Here is a 21,484-nt window from a genome sequence, read left to right as displayed (position 1 = left end):
GTGTCGCACATCGACGAGGTGTCCGCCAGTATCGGAGCGAACGCCGAGCAAGCCCGCGAGGTCGCCACGGCGCTCACTGCCACCAAGTCCCAGGTCGAAGAACTCGCCGGTCAGTTCAGTGGACTCGGCGCTGACGACAAGGCAACCGCGAGCAACGAACTTGGGCGAGTGATCGAGGAACTCGCCGGCCAACAGATCGCGTTGGCCGAGCAGATCGAGGCGGCGCGCGCGCAGGCCGAGGCGTTGAAGGGTTTAAGGCACGGAGGCAGCACGGCAGGGACGCCCGCGGCGTCTCCGACGTCCACAGCGAGCCCCACTGGGCAGCCGTCTGAGGCCGGCAGGTGGGAGACACCGCCGAAGCGCAACCACGGCAGCCCTATCAACAAGAAGTACGAGCAATGGGTCAAGACCTCCAACGGAGGACCCAACGACGACCGCGAATACAAGGTCGGTGGCGTATGGTTCGACGCCAGGCGGCTGGACGACTCCGGCCCCACAGTCGTTGAGACCCTGCTCGACGCCAAAGGCGACTACAACAAGTTCGTCGACAAGGACGGGGCTTGGCACCGGTGGTTCGAGCAGTCGAGCAAGGCTGGACTTGAGGGCTTGGTGAAGGAGGCGCGTCGCCAGGTCAAGGCAGCTTCGGGCCGCCCGGTCGAATGGTGGTGCATGCAGGAGGAATCGGCCACTCTGATTCGGCGCAGATTCCGCCGCGTGCGTGAACTCCGAGGCCGCGTCAAGGTGCTGTACAAGCCGCTCCCTAGCAGCGAAGGATAGGATCAGGACATGGAATGGGCCCTGGTGACCAGCTCGGACAAGCATGCCCAGGACGGCTGGCGCGGCGAGGCCAGACGGCTTCGCTCGCAACTGGACGCCATCGCTGATCGGATCGGTGCGGAGTATGAGACGCCGCTGACGTGGCGCTCAGAGAACATGAGCGCGGCCCAGTGGAGCGACCTGGACGCCGTCACCGCCGTGATCGAAGCGAACCGGCTCCGCGATGACGATGGGAACCTCATGCCAGGCGGATCCGCTGGCGGCGGAATCCAAGGCTATTTGGACGACTACCCGGAGTTCATGGTCTCGGGCGGATGGAGTGTCGGTGGAGACGAGACCGGATTCAATCACGTCCTGGAGTTCCATGCATCGAACCCTGCTCGCGGAGAAGCGCGCCCGCTCAACGAACATTCTCCGGAGTTTCTCGTCGAGCTGCTGTGCGCCGCCGCGGCGGCCGTGGACGCCGACGAGGCCACCATCCGATACGGGAGGCTCGAAGACGAACTAGCCGATGCCCGAGAAGAGGCAGCCTGGTACATAGGGGCCTTGACGCTGTTCCCCAACGGGATCGGTGAGGCTGAGCTGCCGGGCAGCATCTGGACCTACCCGTGTCCGGCGGGCTATCCGGACGGGGTGGTCTTGGTGGCAGACCTGGAACGGGTCGTCAGCGACTACGAAGCCCTCGTGCCCGATCTGTTGCGCGTCCACGACCTCTATAAGGCACGCATATAGCGCGGGCAACCACTGGCGTCGCGAGGTCCGACCGATCATTTTCGGCAGTCCAGAGCGAGAATCGACGGTCAGCGTTCGCTGGGGCCTCCGGTAGTCAGCGGTCGGTCTCGTCGTTTGCCGTGCTGAGGTGCTTGAAGACCTCGTCAAGTTCGATGTTCCAGGCGTCCTTGTCGTCGTTCCACTGCTCGAGCACACGTTTGGCGCCTTCGGCCAGGTGAGTCGGCAGTCCTGCTTCGTGCAGCGCGGCGGCGATTTCTTGCATTTCCGGTGCCCATCGCCACGCGCGGGCGGCGACGCTCGGCAGGTATCCGGGTTGGGCGAGTGCCGAGGAACCCATGCGCTCGGCCTCGGATTGCAGTGCTTCACGAACGCCATGGTGATCGGCCAGCGCATGGGATACAGCTGCGAGCGCTCGAGTGGCCTTCTGGAAGGACGCGAACGACAGCTTCAGCGCTGAAGCCTTGCCGACTTCGTTCCCGATCTGGTGAACCTCCACCAAGGTCCCGGTGAACAGGTGCGCCACGTCGGCACAGGCTCCTTGGGGACCGGAGAGGTAAAGCCGGGCCACTGTGGCCTCGGTCGGAGGTGGTCCGATGATCCCGCCGTCGACCACCGTCGCATTGGGCAGGATTGTGGCGATGCGTTGCGCTCGTTCGGGGCTGATGGCGTTCGCGTCGGCATAGACGCCGTTGTACCCGTGGCGGGCTACCTCCCGAGCGAGGTCTTCGGCGAATGCCGGCGGACACACTGAGAGCACCATGTCCGCCTGCGCCAGCAGGTCGGGCAGGCTGGGAACGGATTCCAGGCCTGCCGTTTGCGCACGATGGACGGTTGCCTCGCTTCGTCCGTCGGGGCACCACAGCGCGCGAACTCCGCGGCTGCGCGCTTGCGCTGCGATGGCGGCTCCCATTTGGCCCGGATGGAGTATGCCGATCGTCATTGCGGCAGTGCCTTTCTCGGTTCAGTGGCCTTCAGACAGAAAGCTTGGATCTGTTCGTCCAACTCAGCCGCACCGGCAGCCGAGGCAATGGAGGGACGCTTCAACTGGGCGCGGTTCGGCGTACATCTCGACGTACAGTTCGGTGATCTCAGCTACGAGGTCGGTGACTCTAGTGGCATCAAGGTCGCGGTACTCGATCATGGGGTCATACCTCCGGCTCTCCAATCCACTCGTGTTCCAATATCGAGTACAGGATTGAGTCTCGCCATGCTCCGTTAGTGAAGACGTGGTCGCGGATGCGACCTTCGCGGGTGAATCCGAGTTTCTCAATGACCTTGATCGATGCCGGATTGTCAGGCCCGGCCGCAGCTGAGACGCGGTGCAGCTCAAGGACTTGGAAGCCGAAATCGACCAAGAGTCGCGCTGCCTCGGTCGCGATGCCCCGTCCCCAAGCTTGGTATGCCACCGCGTAGCCGAGCTTCCCGGCGCGGACACCGGACAGCGCCAATCTCGCGAACCCCACCAGCGAACCCGGACTGTCAAGGTGTTCCACCGCGAGGTAGTACTCGGTGCGTGGTTGTAGAGTCGCCCGTTCGAGCACACCGTGCAACATGTTCTCCGCCTCCTGCACGGAACGTGAGTCGAAGGAGAGCCATTTGGTGACCCGATCGTCGCCTACTATCGGGTGCACGGCTCTGGCGTCGCTCTCCCTGAACTCTCGTAGCATGATCGCGGCACCGGTCAGTTCGACGGGATACACGAAGTTTCAACCCTCCTGTGGGCCTGCGGCCGTGACTGCCGAGAAGTCTTCGACGGCTTCGATGATCTCGTGCGCTTGGGTCTCGTTCGCCAGTTCGGACCGACGGATAGATTCGCTTACTCGGTCCAGGGAATGGACGATGCCGTTGATCCGCTGGCCGGGGGCGAGGTCCAGCACCGGCTGGATGGCAGTGAGCGCCCCGTCCAGGTCGGGGGACGCGCTATTGATGTGGGCGATAGCCAGGTCGGCGGCGGCTCCGGAGGCGTCGCTGAAGGCGTAGTTCTCGCCTAGCTTCCGGTGGGATTCAAGGGATTCGATGGCGTGTGACTTGGCTTGGTCGGCTGCTGCGGGGCTCCATGCCAGGGCATCGGCCGCATAGTACTGCTGCCGAGGGAGGCCGAAGGTGCAGATGCCGCCAAGGTTGTCGAGGTCGTCGCCTTCAACGCCTTCGCGGGCGTCCTGGGCCTGCAGGATCGTCTCTTCGGCACCACTGAAGTCGCCGAGCGCGGCCATGCTCCGTGCCTCGGCGGCATAGAGCCAGACCACCGAGGTGCCGCCTGAACGCTTCGCGAATGTCGCGCCGTGGCGCGTGTGCTGTAGCGCGTAGGTGTGCCGCCCCGCCCAGTAGCACACCAGCGCTTGGAGGCCGTGAATCCAGGCCCGCAGCCCGTCATGATCGGCTTGTTCAGCGCATAGGTATGCGGCTCTGGCCTGAGTCACGGCGGCATTCGGTTTCGCCAGGTCATGGCTGGCCTTGGCGAGCAGGCCGGTTGTTACGCCGGCAACGAGGTACAAGTCCCTGGCAAACTGTGGCCGAAGCTTCTTGGTTTCTACCAGGGTGAACGCATCGTCCTGGAGCTGTGTGAGGCTCGGGAGAATCTCTCCGATTGGCTTGACCTGGTAATCGCGAGCAATTGCCGCCAAGTCATCCATGAGCTGATCGACCACGACCGTGGTCGGACCGGCCTCATGAGACATCGTGAAACGGCGTGCTCTCTTCGCGGCAGACATGACCTGCTCCTCTACAGACACGGGTGACCGATCAATTCCAGGACTGTGAACGATGGGCAGATCCGGCTCCATCGGCACGAGGAGATCCTCGGCTGGTCGTCCGAACATCTTCTGAAGGACGCGCCTGACCTGCGGGCTGGCCCCGCATTCTCCAGCTGCGATCCGCATCAGGTGACGCGGGGACATCGTCGCTCGGGCTCCAAGGCTCTTTGCCACGCTGTCGAACTCATCAATCACGTCACGATAGGTGGCGGTATCGCGGCTGCGCAGCAGCGCCTCAAGCATGGTGCGTGGCGCACGGTCCGATCGTCCTGCCATGATCAGTCACCCTCCCATTGGCTGACTTCACTCTTGCTCGCCGAGATCACCTTTCACAAGCGTTGTCGCATAGATGTCATGCATCTGTCCGATTCAGACCGTAGCGATGTCATGTCGCTATGAGCGACGCTACATGCATGGCACCCGACGATCAAGCCCAAGAACAGGGCATATGTGCGAACGAAGCTCGTTTGGGGTTCTCCGTTTCGGCAGATAGGAAGCGAGCCGAGCTAACCCGACACCTGCTCGACTGTGCGCGCTGTCGAGAGGCGGCCGGGCGTGCATCGGCAGGAGGTTGCACCGTCGGGCTCCAGCTCCGGGATCGTCTTGACGCGCTCTTGGCTGCGGCAGCGGAAGGGGTGACGTCATGAAGGATTTCGCAGGCGTCGTCCGCCGCTGCGCGTTCCGAGCCGCTGACTGAACGGTACTGACTTGCAGAGCGGTTTGACCGTCGATGCCGCAAGGCGGTCGGGGCCCGCTCGTCTCCCTTGCTGAGGAGTTCGCGGACGCGAGCGGGCTACAACTTCATCGATTCCCGCTAACACAGACGGGCGGCCCTCCTGAACTGGAATCTCTTGCCGGAGCACAATTCGGGTGGGCCGCCTCCAACCACAGGAGGAACCCTCCCATGACCACGACCATGATACGTCGGAGCCCCATCTCCGCCGAACATCGCGAGAATTCCGACCAGGAGGACCGGAAGACGAGGATGCACCGGGCTCGGCTTGTACTCCAGCTCCACTATCAGCCGATACGCCGGCTCTTTGGCCTCGGTCACCTGGTCTGCTCAATGTGCGACCAGCGATGGCAGCGTTCGGGAGAAACGCACGGATGCAGTCATCGCCTCACAGCGCTGGCCGACTTCCTGGAACTCGCCAGTTTCGCCGACCTCCAATGGGCGACCCAGAACCGGCTCGTCTCCCCGGCCGAGGCCGAAGGCGCACGCGCCAACCACACAGCTGCGAGTGCGACCGTCACCCAGCCGCCTCAGCGGGCGACAGCGGAAGGGCCGCATCAGTACCAGCGAGGAGTGATCCGATGACGGAACTCGATGGACTACCGGAGTTCACAGTGCGGCTCGACGGTGGGCTTCCGGTCCGGTTCGTGATCGACCTCGACGACCAGCGCGTCAGGCTCTACACCGCCGACACGACGGCCGAACCGGTCGGCGAAGTAGTTGGCGTCGCGCAAGGCAATCCGCGATGCATGTTGCGCGGGAGCTTCGTCGCCAAACTGCACAACCAGCGAGGCGACATCCGCGAAGCGGCCCAGCGCCGCTACAGCGAGGAGCACGAGCAGGCGGCGGCTATCACCTGATGTTCGGGCCCTCCGGAGATGAGGATCTGAGTCAGGGCGAGATGCGGCTTGACGGCAACCGAATCAGGTTCATCCGAACCAGCCATCGTGTCGTGCAGGTATTCCGGAGCACGGGGCGCGGGCATGGCTCCTGGTTGGCCACCGCCTTCCGGCTCACTTCCGCCGCGCCCTGCATTCGAAGCAATTTCATCGAACGGGACTGGCTGGTGCCGAACCACGACTATTTGATCGCGGAGGCGCGCTACTTCATGGAGTACCGAATGCTGCGCCAGCTCGTGTGCTGCGGCGAGTTCGATCTCGACGGTTGCATCGTGCGGGCGTACCGGGAGCGCTACAGCAAGGCACCGAGATTGCGATTCAGGTGTGTCAAACCCGCGCCCGAGTTCGGTCTCGGCTACGCCGACAACCTCGGCACCGACCAGCCGCGTTTCCATCCGTTCAATTCAGGCTGGAGCGACGAGCTACTGGCCGATGCCGCCAGGCTCGCCGCGAGAGTCTGGGCCGAACTCGATACGGGCCATTGAACCTTCTCAGGCTGCGAGGATCCGTCCTCCTCTGAAGGCGATCAGCCGAGACCGCAGAGACCTACACACTCTGGCTGCCTGATCCACGCGGGGTCCAGCAGCGCAGTACCGCTCAAACGCAAGGAACTATCCAACGATGACCTCCCCGAAGCTCGGCTCCTTCCGATGGTTGGGCCGCACGCTCATCGTGCACGGCACCGCCACGTGGCTCACGCTCAAGTTGGTCGAGCCTGGTTCTCGAACGCGCGATGTTGCCCTCTGTGGCCCTGGTGCGGGCGGACAGTGGGAAACCGGATGGCTGATCGACAAGCCGCCCACGGGACTCCAGACCGCTCAGCTCTTCCGCACCGGCACCAGCGCACGCGTCCAGGCGCTCTACGACCACCTCTTCGCCGGCGCTGACCTCGACCCTGCACTCGGCATCAGGGTCACCGCCGCCGCTCGCGAAGCCGTTTCCCAAGAACCCCCCAAGACCATCAGGTCCCCTATCCGATGACCAACCGAGGAAAACAGTTGAGCCCCGAACAGATCCAGCACATCGCTACAGCGGTCGGCGCAGGCGCCGTCGCACTCCACTTGGTCGCCGAGGCAGCCGATCGCCGCACCGCCTCCAGTGCCCCAGCGGCAGTTCTGGTCGTCCTGGCCTTGTGGTCGGGCACCCTGGCCACTTACGCCACCCATGTCGCAGCGACTTGGGGCGGTGTTTGAGGCTCACTGTCTCGACCATCGGCACTCAGCCGCACCAGCGCTCCGCTACGCCACGGGCCACGATCCGCTTCCCCGCTGACCGTATCCGTCACAGCCGTCACCATGAACAGGAGAACGAACCGGCCATGACCTCCTCGCACACCCCCGCCCCGATCGCCAACGCAGCCCAGACTGGAGCGCCCACCGCCACCGAGTTCGTGGAAGCTGCGGCCGGCGTCTTCGAGCTGACCTTCACTCGCGCCGTATTCGCGGTGATCGTGACCGTCTCGATCCTGCTCGCGCTGAGATCCGACAGAGTGCGAGAAGGCTCCAAGATCTACCTTGGCATCCTCGCTGGCCTCGTCCTCATAGTCGCGGCCTTCGCGGTCGGTGTCGCCGTCGGTCGCACCGAGGTGGGGCGGTAGCGATGAGAGAACTGCTCACGGGCCCGCTCAGCCTGGTTGTGGCCGCTGTCGGCGTGTACTTCATCTACTGGGCCGCCGTCCGCCTGGGAACGGTCTCCCGGTGGACTCACAAAGCAAGGTGGTCGCGACGCTGGCTCAGGTTGGCAATCGTAGCCGCCCTCAGCCTCGTCGTGGTGGCGTACGCCCTGGAGTACGGCCCGCGTTTGATCGGAAGCACGCCTTGAGATCGCTCCGCGCCTTGGCCTTCGAGCCCCGCCCCGGCCTCGTACAGGCATCCCGACCACCAATCCCGATCCCAACGGAATCAACATGACCAGCAACACCGACACCACACCAGGCGCGGCCCGCGTGACAGCGAGCCTGTTGGGCATCGTCATCCCGACCCGCCGATTCGACAAGATGTTGGAGTTCTATGCCGATGCGCTCGGCCTGCCGGTCGAACAGAGCCCGGTCATGGTCGACGGCAGTCTGGCGGCGCTGCTGAACTGCGGCGCGGCGGTCATCGAGCTGCACGAGGTGCCGCCGTACGACGACGCCGGTGCCCGCGATGCGCTCGCACCACGCCTGGCGATCCACGTCCACCGCATCGACCCGGCCCGCCTGTCGGCCCACGGTGCGGCCGTAGTCGACCAGCCCCGCACACCTGACACCACCGGCCCGGCTCATGAGGTAATCGCCTGTACACGCGATCCCGACGGTCGCCTTGTGCAGCTGCACCAGCTCCCGCCTTGGCCGGCGACAGACACCCTGCCGAAATCCTTTCCGGGTGCCCCGGAACGGATCGGAGACCAACCGTGGACGCACTGAATGCCGTGAGCGCGATCCTCGAGTGGAGCGCTCGCCTGTTCATCCCCGGCGTCTGCGCTGTGATCGGGCTCGTCAGTGTGCTGGCCGCGGTCTACATCGGAGCCCACGGCCGCTGGACACTCACCCTCGGCCTGGCCTTCATCGCCGCCTTGGCCAGCATCGGCGCCGCGGTGCTCACGGTGCGGGCGGTCCGGCGCATCCGCAAGGGCCCCACCTTGCCGCCGATCGGCCGCCGCTAGTTCCGCTCCGAACTCCCCCCCACCTACCAGCGAAGGGACAACCTATGCGACGCATCTCTGCCATCACACCAGTAGTCAACGCGGCCCTGGCGCCGCTGACGATCGGCCGCCGCGACCCCGACCGGGCCTTCGACCGCTTGCTCGACCAAGCCGTCAAGGCCAGCGGCGGGACCGCCGTGGGCGACGAGGTATTCATCGAGGACTTCCGTTTCCTGCTGCGAGACTTCGCCGCAGTCGAGGGCTTGACCTCGATCGGGTGGTTGTCGGCGATCGGGGACATTCGCTCGCGCCTGGAGAACCGGCTGCGCATCCGGCGCCTGCACGCCACGCTTCCCTTGCGATTCGGAGTGATCGAGCGGCCGATCGTGGTCGTCGGTCTGCCGCGCACCGCCACCACGTTGACCCACAACATCATCGCCCGCTCCGAGGCTCACCGTGCCCCGCTGCTGTGGGAATGGATGCACACCGACTTGCCCATGGAACCCGCAGCCGAGCAGCAGGTCATCCGTTCGACCCGGCGCGCCATGCGCACCGTGCTCCGCCTCGCCCCGGCGTTCTGGTCTATCCACCCCCAGGACCCCGAGCGGCCCGATGAGGATCCGTTCTTGCTGCCGCATGGATCGCAGCACCTGGCCCGGGCGCCGCTGCCGGACTACGAGCGGCGGTTGGCCGACCGCGACTTCGGGGCCGACTACGACTACCTCAAACAAGCGCTCCAGGTCCTACAACACGGCAGGCCGCACAAGCGGTGGGTCCTCAAGAGCCCCACCCATCTCGAGAATTTGCCCGAACTTGTCCGAGTCTTTCCCGACTGCACGATCGTGTGGATGCACCGCGACCCGGTCACGATCGTCGGCTCGATCTGCTCGCTGGTCGAGACCAGCACCCGACTGCACGTCCGCAACCCTAGGCTCGACGAGATCGGAAAGATGTGCCTGCGTCTCCTCGAACGCCTCATCGACCGCGCCAGAGAGTCCCTGCCCGCCATCAAGGACCGCGTCATCCACGTCCCCTACGACTGGCTCTGCTCCGACCCACACCAGGCCGTGCCCCGGCTCTACGACCTGGTCGGTGCCAACTGGACGGGTGAGGACGCCGACGCGCTCGACGGGGTGCTCGCCCGGCCGGACCGGGCACGCCTCCACGAGTATGAGATCGCCCGTTACGGACTCGACACAACCACCATCGAGGCCGCCTTCGGCAATTACGGCCGTTGGTCGACCATGCCCGGACCCGAGCCGAGCCACCGCTGAACCCGCCACCGCAGGTGGGCATAGCCATGGAATTCAACTCCACCGGCCCGGCAATGCGCCAGTTGACACCGGTATCAAGAGCCCGGCCACATCACCATGCCGAGCCGGGACGCGAGCGCTCGCGCGAGCGGCTGATCGCTATCGAAGGTCCAACCGGCGCAGGCAAGACAACGCTCGCGAAGTATCTCGCTTCATTTGAGAACAACACCTACCCGCTGCGCTTGCTTGGCGGCGACGACACCACGGCCACTCGGTTCGTGAATTGTCGTTCATCGCGCTGCGCGCCGCTGTGCTCCGCGACGAGATCGCCTTTCACAGGCGTTGTCGCATAGATGTCATGCATCTGTCCGATTCAGACCGTAGCGATGTCATGTCGCTATGAGCGACGCTTCATGCATGGCACCTGAGGATCAAGCCCAAGAGCAGGGCATATACGCGAGCGGTTCTCGTCCGGTGGTTCCTGCTCTGGCTGACACCGAGCAAGCGGAGCTGGCTCGGCTGCTTGACGCTGGCGCCTTCAACGACGATCGCGGCCATAGGGCCGTGGACTCCCGCGGTCTCAAGACGGACACCTGGCAATTGTCGGAGCAGGTTGGCGCTCCGAGGGCCGTATCGGTGTCGTGCCGCCTCTGTTCGGCGGGTCTGGAGGTCTCCTTCATGGGGTATGGGGACCTTGTGCGCCGGGTGGAGGCGGCCGGTTGGCGCTATGTTCCGGGCCGTCGCTTCCATGACCGTGCTTGGTGTCCACAGTGCCGACACGATGCGGGGAGTGCGGCCGGATGAGACTTTGGCAGGACTGCCTCCAACCGGCAGGGTCGACCGTGCACATTCTCGATCTCGCACGGTCGACCCGATGCCAGGCCCCCAACGAGTCGGCGCAGGACCTCGGCCGGAAGGAGCTGACTCCAGTGAACCGCGAGCAGCAGCAGCGGCCGACGATCCTCCCCGGCATGGAACTCGGACGCATCCTCACCAACGGCGAATGGCTGAGCGTCCATTACCACAACTACCGGGCGATGTGGTTGTGCCGCGACGGCGACTTCCGGTCCACCGTCGGCATCGTCCGCTGGGACCTGGGCAAGAGCCCTCAACTGATCCTCGACCCGAACGACCGGCGATTCGACCACCCGCACGGCGATGAAGTTGTCGGCATGGTCGACCTGGCCATGTCGATGTGGTGGTGTGTCGTTGACGCTCGGCCGCTTTGCCCATTGCTGCCGGTAGCGGTCCACCCCGACTTCAAGTCCTTCGTTGTCTACTGGTCTAGGACCAGGCGACCCGACATGAACATCCCCTGGAACGGGACCGGGCCCCGCGCATAGCCAGAGCGGGCCCCGTAGATGAACACCGCAATTGAGGAGGAACACGTGACCAACACCGAACCCGCACAGCCCGACGAGAACGCAGCCGCTGATCGGCTCCGGCAGGAGCTGGTCGAGACGATCGTCAAGAACCGTGCCGACATCGGCAGGACGGTCGACCAGCCGATCCTGGAGGCGGTGCGGACGGTGCCCAGGCACCTGTTCACACCGGGTGTCAGCCTAGAAGAGGCGTATGCCGACAAGGTGCCGATCATGAAACGTGATGGCAAGGGCGTTCCGATCAGTTCGGTCTCGGCGCCGTGGCTGCAGGCGACGATGCTGCAGCAGGCGCAGATCACGCCGGGGATGAAGGTGTTGGAGATCGGCAGCGGCGGCTATAACGCCGCGCTGATCGCCGAGCTCGTGGGTCCATCCGGCGCGGTGGTCTCGCTCGATATCGACCCAGAGGTGTGCGAACGCGCAGAGAAGGGCCTGGCCGATGCCGGCTATGACGACGTTGTCACCGTCGTGTGCGCCGACGGCGAGTTTGGCGCCGAGCAGTTCGCGCCGTTCGACCGCATCCTGGTCACCGTCAGCGCTCCCGATATCCCTCCCGCGTGGGTGGCGCAGCTGGGTGAGAACGGGCGCCTGGTCGTGCCGCTGCGGATGCGGGGACTGGAACGGTCCTTCGTGTTCGAGCCCGATGACGACCGTCTGGTGTGCACGGAGTTTGAGCTGTGCGGTTTCGTCCCGATGCAAGGCATCGGCGAGAGCCGACAGAGGCTGGTGGGCTTGCACGGCGAGGACATCGTGCTGCGCGTCGACGACCGCCAGCCAGTCGAAGCCGAATCGCTGCAGAAGGCGCTGGAGGCACCGCGCCAAGAGACGTGGTCCGGCGTCACTGTCGGCGGCATGGAGCCGTGGGATGACCTGGACATGTGGCTGGCGACCGTTGCCGGGTCATACGGCTACCTGACCGCGACCGACCGCGGTCTGGATTCGGGACTGGTGGAGCTCTCGCTGCGCTGGGGCATGTCAGCGATCTGGGACAGCGATTCACTCGCCTACCTGACACTCCGGCCGGTCGGCGACGACCGGACCGACTTCGAGTTCGGCGCTTTCGCACATGGACCACACGCTTCGGACCTCGCAGACCAGCTCGTCGTCCACATCCGAAGCTGGAACCGCAACCAGCGTCGCGGGGACGGGCCGCACTTCGAAGTCCACCCCAAGGACTCCCTCGACGGCGACCTGCCGCTCGGGCGCGTCATCGAAAAGCGGCACAGCCGCGTCACCGTCTCCTGGCCGCCGACCCCCGGTCGCACCGGCCAGGCGAACTGATCCGCAAACCGAGAAATACAAGGAGTGACATGGACACCCAGCAGCTCGACGAGGTCGAGATCGACGCCTTCGAACTCGACATCCAGCTCGTAGAGTCAGGCCCCGACCTCGGCAAGATCCTCTACGACACCAGCGACGGGTGCGGGTCGACCTGCCAGAGCGCCTGCACCAGCTGCCGCTAGGCCCCCCTTTGCCGGTACCGGTCGCCTCGGCCGGTACCGGCCCCCTCTTTCGCCCAACAACCGTCCTTGGGAAGCGAGGCCAGGATGTTCCGAGCCGTCGAGGCCGGGCTGGTGCGCCTGTCGGTACACACCGACGCGAGGCCGCGGCCGGCCCTACCGGTCCTGCACCACACGGACCCCGAAGCCGCCGATGCACAACGCGAGTGGATTCGCGCCACGTGGGCTGACGAAGCGCTGGCCACCGCCGTCGAAATTGCCAGCCCAGCATTGGCCGGCCGTATCGAAGCGATCTGCGCTGAGAAGGTCGCCGACGTGCGCCGGATACGCCGGGCCGCGTCGTCTCTGCTGCGTTACCGGTTGCGGATGGACACCAGAGCCACGCCGTTCGGCCTGTTCGCCGGAATCGCTCCGATCCGCTTCACGGACACGCCCATCGTGGAGATCGGCACCGCACATCGCGCCACCGCCAACCTGGACGCGACGGTGCTCCACCAGATCGTCACAAGCCTCGAACGCGACCTCTTCTCGGACCTGCCCGTGGTGGTGAACAATCTCGCTGCAATCCAAGGCGGCCGATTGACGTTCCTTTCCCAAGCCGAGCTTGACGGAGCGAACCCGGCCGAGGTCTCTATGCGACGCACCGCGGCGCTGGAGGCGGTCCTTCGGCTCGCCGAACAACCCATCCAGTGCGCTGATCTGGCCGCGAAGCTCGCCGCCGAATACCCGCGAACCCCGGCCGCCACGATTGCGTCCCTCCTCCAGACCCTGGTAGCCAGGGGAGCGCTCATCACCTCGCTGCGCACGCCGATGACCGAACCCGACCCGCTCGGCCACGTGCTCACTGAAGTGCGCGTGAACACCACAGCCACGACGCGGCTTGACGAGGACTCCGTTTCCCTCGAGACGCTCCAGCAAGTGCACCGAGAGTTGCGCACGGTCGAAGACATCGCCGGTCGGCGAGGGAGCCTCGCGGACCTTCGCCGCATGGCTGAACAGCTCGGCGCCGAAGCAAACCGACCGGCACTGGCAGTCGATCTGCGCATCGACGCGCGTCTCGGCATGCCCCCAGCGGTCGTCGCCGAAGCAGAGGACGCCGCGTCCTGGCTACTGCGACTGACCCCGCTCCCGGAAGGATTCGGCGTCTGGGTCGACTACCACCACCAGTTCCTCGAACGGTACGGGATCGGCGCCGTCGTCCGGGTGCGGGATCTGGTCGACCCGGTAGCCGGGCTGGGGTTCCCGGCCGGATACCGCGACTCGATTCTCACAAGGGCCCAGCCAGCAACGACCGAGCGCGACAGGCAGCTGCTTGCGCTCGCCCATCGAGCGGTGTGCCAGGGTCGCACGGAGATCGACCTGGAAGCCGAAAACCTCACCGACCTCGCCACGGCAGACCCCGTCCCACCGCCGCATGTCGGCATTTCCTTCCACCTGCGGGCCAAGGACCGCCACGACCTCGATGCAGGCCGCTTCACACTCGTGGTCGAAGGCGCGGGACGGAACGTGGGAACCACCGAAGGGCGGTTCCTGCACCTGCTCGACCCCGAAGACCGCGAACGCATCACCGCAGCATGGGCGCAGCTGCCCACGGCATTCGCCGGCGCCCAGCGCCTCCAGTTGTCCGGCCCTCCGATGTATGTGTCCACCGCGAACGTCGGCCGGGTGCCGCAGGCGCTGCCCGACCTCCTCGCCCTCGGCGAATTCCCCGCCAGCGGCAGGGAAACGACGAGGCTGGACAACCTCGCCGTCACCGCCGACCTCGACGGTCTGCGCCTGGTCAACCTTGTCGACGGACGCGCCGTCGAACCGGTCGTCCCCAACGCGATCGAGCCGACGACCCGGCTCCATCCGCTGCAGCGGTTCCTCGCCGAACTGCCACGATCACGCGCCTCGGTCTATGCGATGCCCGACTGGGGCATCGCATCGGCACTCCCGGTTCTCCCACGTCTTCGCGCGGGCCGCAGCATTCTCGCCGCCGCCCGATGGAAGATCTCCCGGGCCGAGCTCCCCGCCAAGGACCGCTCGTGGACTGAATGGACCGACGCCTGGGAGCAACTGCGCCGCTCACATCGGATTCCCGACCACGCCTACCTCGGCGACAGCGACATCCGCTTCCGCATCAACCTCGACGACGAAGCCCACCTGGCGTTGCTACGCGACGAGATCGACCGCACCGGGACCGCCATCCTCCGCGAAGCGCCCAGCGACACCGATTTCGACTGGATCGGCGGACGCGCCCACGAGATCACGCTCCCCCTCGCCGCACGGAGCCTGCCGAACCCCGCGCCGAAGCGCATCGCGCCTCCCGCCACGCTCACCACCGCCGAGACCGACCATCTGCCCGGCGACGGGCAGTGGCTGTACGCCAAGCTCTACACCCACCCGGGCCGCTTCAACGACCTGCTCATGCTCGACGTGCCCGAGCTGCTCACCGCCTGGGACGAACCCCCGGCTTGGTGGTTCGTCCGCTACCGTGATCCCCGCCCCCACCTGCGATTGCGCGTTAGCCTCACCGAGACGACCGGGTACGGCGCCGCAAGTGAGCATCTTGGCTGCTGGGCCGCCGAACTGCGTCGGCGCGGGCTCATCAGCCAATTGCAGCTCGACACCTACGTCCCCGAGATCGGACGGTGGGGCACAGGGACCGCCCTGGGTGCGATCGAAGACGTCTTCACCGCAGACTCGGCCGCCGCGCTCGCCCAGCTACGCCACGCCGCACGGAACCCAGACCCGATGCAGGCGCTGTGCGCGGCCAGCTTCATCGACCTGGCCATCGCATTCACCGGCTCAGTAGACGAGGGCATGCGCTGGCTCCTCGACCACGTTGCACGCTCGGGGCCACCGATCGACCGTCCCCAGGTCGCCAGCCTCGCCCGACTGCTGGACACCGAATCCGACGTCAACGCCAGCCTCTCCGCCTCCTCCTCGGGCCGCGCAGTCCTTGATGCCTGGCAGCGCCGCAGCGCCACCGTCACCGCCTACCGCCTGGCAATCAACGGCAGCGGCAACCCCGACCGAAACACGGTGCTGGCCTCCCTGATGCACCTGCACCACATCCGTTCAGCAACGATCGACCCCGCCGTCGAGCAGGACTGCCTGCGCCTCGCCCGCACCGCAGCCCTTGCCTGGAAGGCCCGGACACCAAGGAGCTCCCACCAATGAGCGCCACGATCGCCACCACCAGCAGCGCCGAAGCCGCCAAGATCACCGCGCGCCTGACCGACCCGGACTCTGTCGACCTGCGTGCCGACGCCGCGCAGCAGTCATTGGGCTCCGGGAAACTCGGCATCGCACTGCTCCACTACGAGCGCGTCCGGACCGGCAGGGCCGAGACCGCCACCGCCCGCACCTGGCTTCGCGCCAGCGCCTACCCCCGCATCAACAGCGCCGTTGCCACCAACCTCTTCAACGGCGCCCCCGCCGTCGCCTTCGTCCTCCACACGACTGCAGCCGAAGGCCCAGCCGAGCAACTGCACGCCAGACTCCACAAACAGGTCAAACACATCACGGCAACGCGGTTGACTCGCGCGCGTCAGCGCATTCGCCTCCAACAGCCGGCATGGTTCGGCGAATACAGCCAGCTCTCGGGCCTCACCGGCCTCGGCGCCTACCTGCTCGCCACCGAACCCGAAGCCGAACTGTGCGGGGACGTGCTGTCGTACCTGGTCGACCTGACCAAGCCTCTTCGCATCAGCGGTACGCTGCTGCCAGGCTGGTGGGCCCCCCACGACCCCTACCTGAAGATCTCGAAGGATTTCCCCGGCGGGCACGCCAATCTCGGTGCCGCCCACGGCATCGCGGGGCCACTGGCCTGCATGGCCATCGCCAGTCGGGCCGGCATTAGCGTCCCCGGGCAGCGCGAGGCGATCGAGCAGATCTGCCACTACTACGACACCTGGCAGCACCAACACGGCTGGTGGCCGCAATGGCTCACACGGCCCGAACTAGAGCAGAACCGCAGCACGCAGCCAGGGCCCGGGCGACCGAGCTGGTGCTACGGCACCCCCGGGATCGCCCGCGCCCTCCAACAAGCCGCGATCGCGCTAGACGACCCTCCCCGGCAGCGCGCCGCCGAAGAGGCCCTGCTCCGCTGCCTCGACGACGAAACCCAGCAGGCAAGCCTCGCCGAAGGCGGCCTTTGTCACGGCACCGCCGGGCTCTACCGCATCGTCCAACGCGCGGTCGAAGACGCACACGATCCCCGACTCGCCGCCGCCCTGCCGGACCTATTGGGGCGGCTGCTCGAGAGCAAGCCCGTCGGCGACGGACTCCTCGACGGCACTGCGGGCAAAGCGCTGGTCCTGGGAACTACGGGCACGACGATCGCCGATGGGTCCACATGGGATGAGTCCCTCCTGATCGCTAGCCTGAGAGGCAAGCGCTGATGGAACATGTCGCCGAAAGCGCGCGATGGCTCCAAACCAGTGTGCAGTTGACCGATCCGACCGAAGCCGAGCAGTTCTGCTCGACGATGCTGGGCCCGTGGATGCGCGAGGCGATCAGCAATGCGATCGTCGACGGCTGGTTCTTCATCCGCAAGAGCCCTTGGTGGCGCTTGCGCTACCGGCCCGCCCGGCCTATCCGCGCTGCCGCCGCACGCCAGTACGTCGGCGACTTTCTCACCAGTCCCGGAGTGGCGAAGCACATCGACAAGACCATCCACCAGGTCTACGAGCCCGAAACGACCGCTTTCGGCGGCCGCGCCGCCATGGGGATCGCTCACCAGCTGTTCTCCGCCGACTCCGAGCACATCGCCAACTACCTCGCCATAACCGCCCGAACCGGGCTGCCCGATCCGCGCCGCGAGCTCTCGCTGCTGCTCACGACGGCGCTGGCCAGCGAGGCCGGCCAGGAATGGTACGAACAAGGCGACATCTGGGCCCACGTGGCAGCCCTCCGAGGCAACGACACTGCACTCGCCTCCCACCCTGACACGGCAGCCTTGACCGTCCGACGGTTCCTCACCGCTGATCCCGCGGCCGCAACGGGGCGCCTCGACAGTTCCCTCACTGACCTCGCCTCCGACTGGCTGGACGGCTTCCGCGCCGCGGGAACCGCGCTCCGTTCATTGGCCGACCAGGGCCGCCTCGAACGCGGGCTGCGCGCGGTCATCGGCCACCATGTGCTGTTCCACTGGAACCGCATCGGACTGACCTTTTCCGAACAGCAGCGACTCGCCCGTGCCGCCCGTGATGCAGCCTTCGCTGACCCCAGCCTCATCAACATCGGTCAAGCGAGCCAACCTGAAGCAAGGAGCATGATGTCGTGACTACCATCCCGAAGGCGCTCGCCATTTGGTTCCCGCTCGTACCTCGGGCCCGCCCGATCTGTGCTCCCTTGGAACAGCGCATCAGCGACGTCACCAGCATGGCTCACGGCGCCGCGACAGCCACCGAGGCCGCCGCCGCGCTCAACCTGACCACACTCATCGCCAGCGACATCGGCGCCCAAGGCATTGCCGCCGACATGTGTTGGCGGCAGTTCCACGCCTTCGCCAAACGTGCGCCACTGGACACCATGACCGCCGGCCTCGCGATGGAGCCGATCATCAACCTCGCCCGCCTCGCCGTCCGTGAAGGCGACGGCGACCGCGCCCACCAGATCCTCGACCGGACCCTCACCGCCGCCAACGATGCCACCTCCGTCGCCATCGACAGCGACACCGTCGACTTCGCTGATCTCACCCCCGAGACTGAGAGCCGCCACGCTGCCCGGGAGCGGTTGTGGATCGCAATGCTCTCCGACGGAACCAGAGCCCTCACTCGTGCAGGTCGATGGGCCGAAGCGCTGCAAGCCCTCCAACGACACAACGGCATCGGCGACCGACTCCTGGACGGTCGCCAGACCGCCATCATCACCCGCTACATCACAGGCGACCTGACCTCTGCGATCACCATGATCGCCGACACCGCCGCGATCGACCCATGGGAGCAGGTCCTCGCCGCTTACCTGGAGACCTGCTGCGCGATCCTCAGCGGCACCGCGAACGCGACGAGCTGCAGCCGCCTCGTTCAGCAATATCTACAGCTGGAACTGCCGACCGAACAGCAACTATTCCAGATTCGGCTGGGCCTGAGCACCCTAGAACTTGCGCATTTCACCAGGGCTGACACCGACATGCTCGTCAAAAAACTCGGCCACGTCGCCTTGGAAGTCAAGGACGCCTATGCCGCCCGGGACCTGATGAGCAACCAGCACTTCGTGCTTCTCGGGCAGAGCGAGGCTCTCGCGGATCTCAGAACGCTGCTTTCGGAATCCGGCCTTGGGTTCAACGCGGCGTCGAACCTGCAGCGGCAACGACTCAACGTCGCATTCGATGTCGGCCTTACCCGCCTGTGCAGTCTGATTGCTGAGCCCGCGCCAACCCAGTAGTGAGCTCTCATGTTCTCTGGCCGCGTTCGGCCGGTCGGCTAGAACGATCCCTCGCCAGGCTGAGCCTCTCGCGCTGTCGCCCTCATGGGACCAGTGGACCCAGCGCGGGCTTCAGAAGCACCACGACTCGATGGAGCGCGGTGGTGAGCCGTTCGCGTTCGCGCTCGAGTTCCGAGGCCCGGACCGAAGTGGTCACCGCGATGCAGTCGGCATAGAACCGGCCGGTGTCTGCGAGGACCGCGAGGCACGCGCCGATTTCGCAGTATTCCCCTTCGGCCGACCAGATGCCGTGCTCATCTGGATGGAGCCGCTCTTCCAGAGCATCTGGGTCCGTGATGGTCTTCGCGGTGAAGGCGGGCATGCCGTTGCGAACGAGCAGGCGCCGCCGTTCAGGCCCGGGCAGGGCCGAAATCAATGCCTTTCCCGCTGCGGTGGAGTGGACCGCGTACGCCGGCACGTTCGTCAGCAGCGATTCTGAGTCCTCGGGGGCGTGGAGGTGGGTGAACACGAGCGCGCCGCCATGCAGCGTGGCCAGGGCGATATCGCGCTTGGTGTCCTTGACGTACTCCTTGAGGATGACGTCAATGGCCTCATGGTCGGCGGCTTGGTCGAGAGGCTTTGCCCCGGGGTCGATGCGGAATCGGTCGTCGTCCTTGTACACCAGCCCCATGTGGACCAGCGAGTCGAGGTGGCGGTACGCGCTCGCTAGCGCCAGGCCGCATCTGCTTGCCAATGACTGTGCGGTCAACCCGTTCTCGTTCGCATGCAGCAGGCGGAAGATGCGCAGCGCGGTGAGTGGGGTCTTGGGGCCGTAACGAGGTTCTGGTTGTTTCGGATCGTTCATGACGAGGGCCTCCAGCCGGGTTGACGTTGACAAGGGACTATCTGGTCATCCAGCGTGGTCTTGTCGCAGTGAGCCTCGGAATACGAAGCGTCGCGTCAGCTTTTTCACTATCCGAATCATCTGTGCGACTGATTCCGAGGATCACGGAAAGTGTCGGCTATCTGACAGTAAGGATGGATCTCATGAAAACGCAGCCTACCGCTCCCATCGCGATCACGTTTCGCGTTTCGGGTTTCGCGCTGCTCGCGCTGACAGCCGCGCTGACCGGGGCATGCACGGCTTCGGACGGCTCCAGTGCCGACCCCATCGGCTCCGAAAGCGGTTCGCCGGGCTCTGCTGTCGAATCCTCCCATGCCCCGGAGGACATCACCGATCCCGAACAGGCTGCCGTTGCGGCCTACCTCAGGTATTGGGAGGTTGTCACGGCCGCCTTCGAGGACCCCGACGGCGATTTCACCGAGTTCGATGCGGTCGCGGCTGAGCAGGCCCTCGAATACGCACAATCGATCGAGCAGCGCGGGGCCACCGAGGACGTTCACGGTGCGGGAGCGATGACCCACGAGGTCGCAGTCAAAGACTCTCGGATCGATGACGAGGCCCAACAGGTCGTGGTCACCGATTGCGCCGATTCGACCGATACCCAGGTGCTCGACACCGACGGAAGGCCCGTGGCCGGCGAGGAATACGGGCCGAGTCATGTCGAAGCACTGGTCGAACTGGTCGACGGGCGCTGGCTCGTGACCCAGATTGCGGTACAGGAGATTGGGTCATGCACGCCAAGCTGACATGGAGGTCCGCAGCGATTGCGCTCGCGCCCTCACTTTCCCTTATGGTCCTCGGTCAACCAGCTCAGGCCGACATCAAGCCGCCGAGCTGCTCGGACGGTGCGGACTCTTGCGAGGTCGTTGTGGAGATCCCGGGCCAGGATGGTGGTTCCAGCGACGACACTGGCAGTGACAGCGGGGGCGGAACGGATTCGACCGGCTCGAGCGGTGGTGAGGCGGTCGATCCTGATGGCTGTGAGTACATCACCGTCGACCCTGACCTCGCGCCGCCCGGCATCGGGGAGCGTCCCTCTGAGGATCATGTGCTGGTAGCTCGCGCCTGTAGGGGCGAGGATGCGGGATCGGTGACCGATTTCCAATGGGTCGAGGCCGACGAGAACGGCAACCTGGCGATCGATCCCGAAATTCTTGCCGCGCAGGCTGTCGACAATCTGCAGCTCCCGCGTCCGGCGATCGAGGCGTCTCCGGCCGAGGCGCAGTTGGTGCACCTCGCGACTTGGCTGTGGATTGAGGAGGCGTCGTGGCAGACGCAGACGGCCACCGCCTCGGTGCCGGGGCTGACGGTGACGGTTACAGCGGCGCCGGTGAAGGCGACCTGGGACATGGGAGACGGGAACACCGTCACGTGTCGAGGGCCGGGGACGGCTTGGGAGGGCATCGACCCGGAGGCGTCATCCCCGGATTGCGGCCACACCTACATGCGGCCTTCGGACGAGCCGCTACGGACGAGCGTGACGGTGTACTGGGAGGTGACTTGGTCCGGAGGTGGCGAGTCCGGATCGGTGCCGGGAATGACCACGACGGACTCGGTCACGTGGCAGGTGGTCGAGTCGCATTCGCTGGTGACCAGGTAGGGCGAATGCGCTCAG

24 protein-coding genes are annotated in these 21,484 nt (G+C 65.8%); 20 read left to right on the top strand and 4 right to left on the bottom strand.

Annotated features, from left to right (window positions below):
- Both L0U85_RS03805 and L0U85_RS03800 read left to right on the top strand, forming a co-directional pair.
- The gene (locus L0U85_RS03805; protein ID WP_241376428.1) at nt 1-777 is read left to right on the top strand and encodes a Tox-REase-5 domain-containing protein; all 777 of its coding nucleotides are present in this window, start codon (nt 1-3) and stop codon (nt 775-777) included.
- 9 nt (nt 778-786) lie between these two features.
- Nucleotides 787-1,509 (top strand): hypothetical protein, encoded by a 723-nt coding sequence (locus L0U85_RS03800; protein ID WP_241376427.1) that lies wholly within the window; start codon nt 787-789, stop codon nt 1,507-1,509.
- Nucleotides 1,510-1,603: 94 nt separating this feature from the next.
- Here L0U85_RS03800 and L0U85_RS03795 read toward each other — a convergent pair whose 3' ends face one another.
- The 3 genes from L0U85_RS03795 to L0U85_RS03785 form a co-directional block, all read right to left on the bottom strand.
- Nucleotides 1,604-2,449, bottom strand: a complete 846-nt coding sequence (locus L0U85_RS03795; protein ID WP_241376426.1) for an NAD(P)-dependent oxidoreductase — start codon at nt 2,447-2,449, stop codon at nt 1,604-1,606.
- A gap of 205 nt (nt 2,450-2,654) precedes the next feature.
- Complete coding sequence (locus L0U85_RS03790) at nt 2,655-3,209, bottom strand: GNAT family protein (protein WP_241376425.1); 555 nt, start codon at nt 3,207-3,209, stop codon at nt 2,655-2,657.
- A gap of 6 nt (nt 3,210-3,215) precedes the next feature.
- Nucleotides 3,216-4,538, bottom strand: a complete 1,323-nt coding sequence (locus L0U85_RS03785) for a hypothetical protein (protein WP_241376424.1) — start codon at nt 4,536-4,538, stop codon at nt 3,216-3,218.
- Nucleotides 4,539-5,576: 1,038 nt separating this feature from the next.
- Here L0U85_RS03785 and L0U85_RS03780 point away from each other — a divergent pair.
- The 16 genes from L0U85_RS03780 (at nt 5,577) to L0U85_RS03705 (ending at nt 18,986) form a co-directional block, all read left to right on the top strand.
- Nucleotides 5,577-5,855, top strand: a complete 279-nt coding sequence (locus L0U85_RS03780; RefSeq protein WP_241376423.1) for a hypothetical protein — start codon at nt 5,577-5,579, stop codon at nt 5,853-5,855.
- Nucleotides 5,856-5,989: 134 nt separating this feature from the next.
- Nucleotides 5,990-6,379 carry a hypothetical protein gene (locus L0U85_RS03775; RefSeq protein WP_241376422.1) on the top strand — a complete coding sequence of 130 codons (390 nt, stop codon included), beginning with the start codon at nt 5,990-5,992 and terminating at the stop codon, nt 6,377-6,379.
- 136 nt (nt 6,380-6,515) lie between these two features.
- Entirely contained in the window at nt 6,516-6,875 is a 360-nt protein-coding gene (locus L0U85_RS03770; protein WP_241376421.1) for a hypothetical protein, read from the top strand.
- Between the two features lie 17 nt (nt 6,876-6,892).
- Nucleotides 6,893-7,087 (top strand): hypothetical protein, encoded by a 195-nt coding sequence (locus tag L0U85_RS03765; RefSeq protein WP_241376420.1) that lies wholly within the window; start codon nt 6,893-6,895, stop codon nt 7,085-7,087.
- 125 nt (nt 7,088-7,212) lie between these two features.
- A complete protein-coding gene (locus L0U85_RS03760; protein WP_241376419.1) occupies nt 7,213-7,491 on the top strand; it encodes a hypothetical protein in 279 nt (92 codons plus the stop codon).
- 309 nt (nt 7,492-7,800) lie between these two features.
- Nucleotides 7,801-8,298, top strand: coding sequence for a VOC family protein (locus L0U85_RS03755; RefSeq protein ID WP_241376418.1), 498 nt, complete (start codon nt 7,801-7,803; stop codon nt 8,296-8,298).
- Nucleotides 8,286-8,537 carry a hypothetical protein gene (locus tag L0U85_RS03750; protein ID WP_241376417.1) on the top strand — a complete coding sequence of 84 codons (252 nt, stop codon included), beginning with the start codon at nt 8,286-8,288 and terminating at the stop codon, nt 8,535-8,537. The genes L0U85_RS03755 and L0U85_RS03750 overlap by 13 nt, the downstream gene beginning before the upstream one ends.
- Before the next feature lie 44 nt (nt 8,538-8,581).
- Complete coding sequence (locus tag L0U85_RS03745) at nt 8,582-9,790, top strand: sulfotransferase (protein ID WP_241376416.1); 1,209 nt, start codon at nt 8,582-8,584, stop codon at nt 9,788-9,790.
- A 26-nt stretch (nt 9,791-9,816) separates the two neighbouring features.
- Entirely contained in the window at nt 9,817-10,122 is a 306-nt protein-coding gene (locus tag L0U85_RS03740; RefSeq protein WP_241376415.1) for a hypothetical protein, read from the top strand.
- Nucleotides 10,123-10,698: 576 nt separating this feature from the next.
- Nucleotides 10,699-11,112, top strand: a complete 414-nt coding sequence (locus tag L0U85_RS03735; protein ID WP_241376414.1) for a hypothetical protein — start codon at nt 10,699-10,701, stop codon at nt 11,110-11,112.
- A gap of 45 nt (nt 11,113-11,157) precedes the next feature.
- Nucleotides 11,158-12,432, top strand: a complete 1,275-nt coding sequence (gene fxlM, locus L0U85_RS03730) for a methyltransferase, FxLD system (protein ID WP_241376413.1) — start codon at nt 11,158-11,160, stop codon at nt 12,430-12,432.
- A gap of 29 nt (nt 12,433-12,461) precedes the next feature.
- Nucleotides 12,462-12,614, top strand: coding sequence for an FxLD family lanthipeptide (locus L0U85_RS03725; protein ID WP_241376412.1), 153 nt, complete (start codon nt 12,462-12,464; stop codon nt 12,612-12,614).
- Nucleotides 12,615-12,698: 84 nt separating this feature from the next.
- Nucleotides 12,699-15,776, top strand: coding sequence for a lantibiotic dehydratase (locus tag L0U85_RS03720; RefSeq protein WP_241376411.1), 3,078 nt, complete (start codon nt 12,699-12,701; stop codon nt 15,774-15,776).
- Nucleotides 15,773-16,999 carry a lanthionine synthetase C family protein gene (locus tag L0U85_RS03715; protein WP_241376410.1) on the top strand — a complete coding sequence of 409 codons (1,227 nt, stop codon included), beginning with the start codon at nt 15,773-15,775 and terminating at the stop codon, nt 16,997-16,999. Before L0U85_RS03720 ends, L0U85_RS03715 begins: the two co-directional genes overlap by 4 nt.
- Nucleotides 16,999-17,883 (top strand): thiopeptide-type bacteriocin biosynthesis protein, encoded by an 885-nt coding sequence (locus L0U85_RS03710; protein WP_277605350.1) that lies wholly within the window; start codon nt 16,999-17,001, stop codon nt 17,881-17,883. Before L0U85_RS03715 ends, L0U85_RS03710 begins: the two co-directional genes overlap by 1 nt.
- Nucleotides 17,880-18,986: a hypothetical protein gene (locus L0U85_RS03705; protein WP_241376408.1), complete on the top strand. Its 1,107-nt coding sequence runs from the start codon at nt 17,880-17,882 to the stop codon at nt 18,984-18,986. The genes L0U85_RS03710 and L0U85_RS03705 overlap by 4 nt, the downstream gene beginning before the upstream one ends.
- Nucleotides 18,987-19,068: 82 nt before the next feature.
- On the opposite strand, the gene L0U85_RS03700 is transcribed toward L0U85_RS03705, so the two are convergent.
- Nucleotides 19,069-19,830 carry a helix-turn-helix domain-containing protein gene (locus L0U85_RS03700; RefSeq protein ID WP_241376407.1) on the bottom strand — a complete coding sequence of 254 codons (762 nt, stop codon included), beginning with the start codon at nt 19,828-19,830 and terminating at the stop codon, nt 19,069-19,071.
- A 182-nt stretch (nt 19,831-20,012) separates the two neighbouring features.
- On the opposite strand from L0U85_RS03700, the gene L0U85_RS03695 reads away from it, so the two are divergent.
- Together L0U85_RS03695 and L0U85_RS03690 are read left to right on the top strand one after the other, a co-directional pair.
- Nucleotides 20,013-20,615: a hypothetical protein gene (locus tag L0U85_RS03695; protein ID WP_241376406.1), complete on the top strand. Its 603-nt coding sequence runs from the start codon at nt 20,013-20,015 to the stop codon at nt 20,613-20,615.
- On the top strand, nt 20,600-21,469 hold the full coding sequence (locus L0U85_RS03690; RefSeq protein WP_241376405.1) for a hypothetical protein: 870 nt from the start codon (nt 20,600-20,602) through the stop codon (nt 21,467-21,469). Before L0U85_RS03695 ends, L0U85_RS03690 begins: the two co-directional genes overlap by 16 nt.
- Nucleotides 21,470-21,484 lie beyond the last annotated feature (15 nt).

Origin of the sequence: Glycomyces sp. L485 (genome assembly GCF_022548875.1) — a bacterium.
GTDB lineage: Bacteria > Actinomycetota > Actinomycetes > Mycobacteriales > Micromonosporaceae > Glycomyces.
The sequence above is the reverse complement of the archived record's forward strand: the minus strand, read 5'-3'. Positions and strand labels throughout refer to the sequence as shown.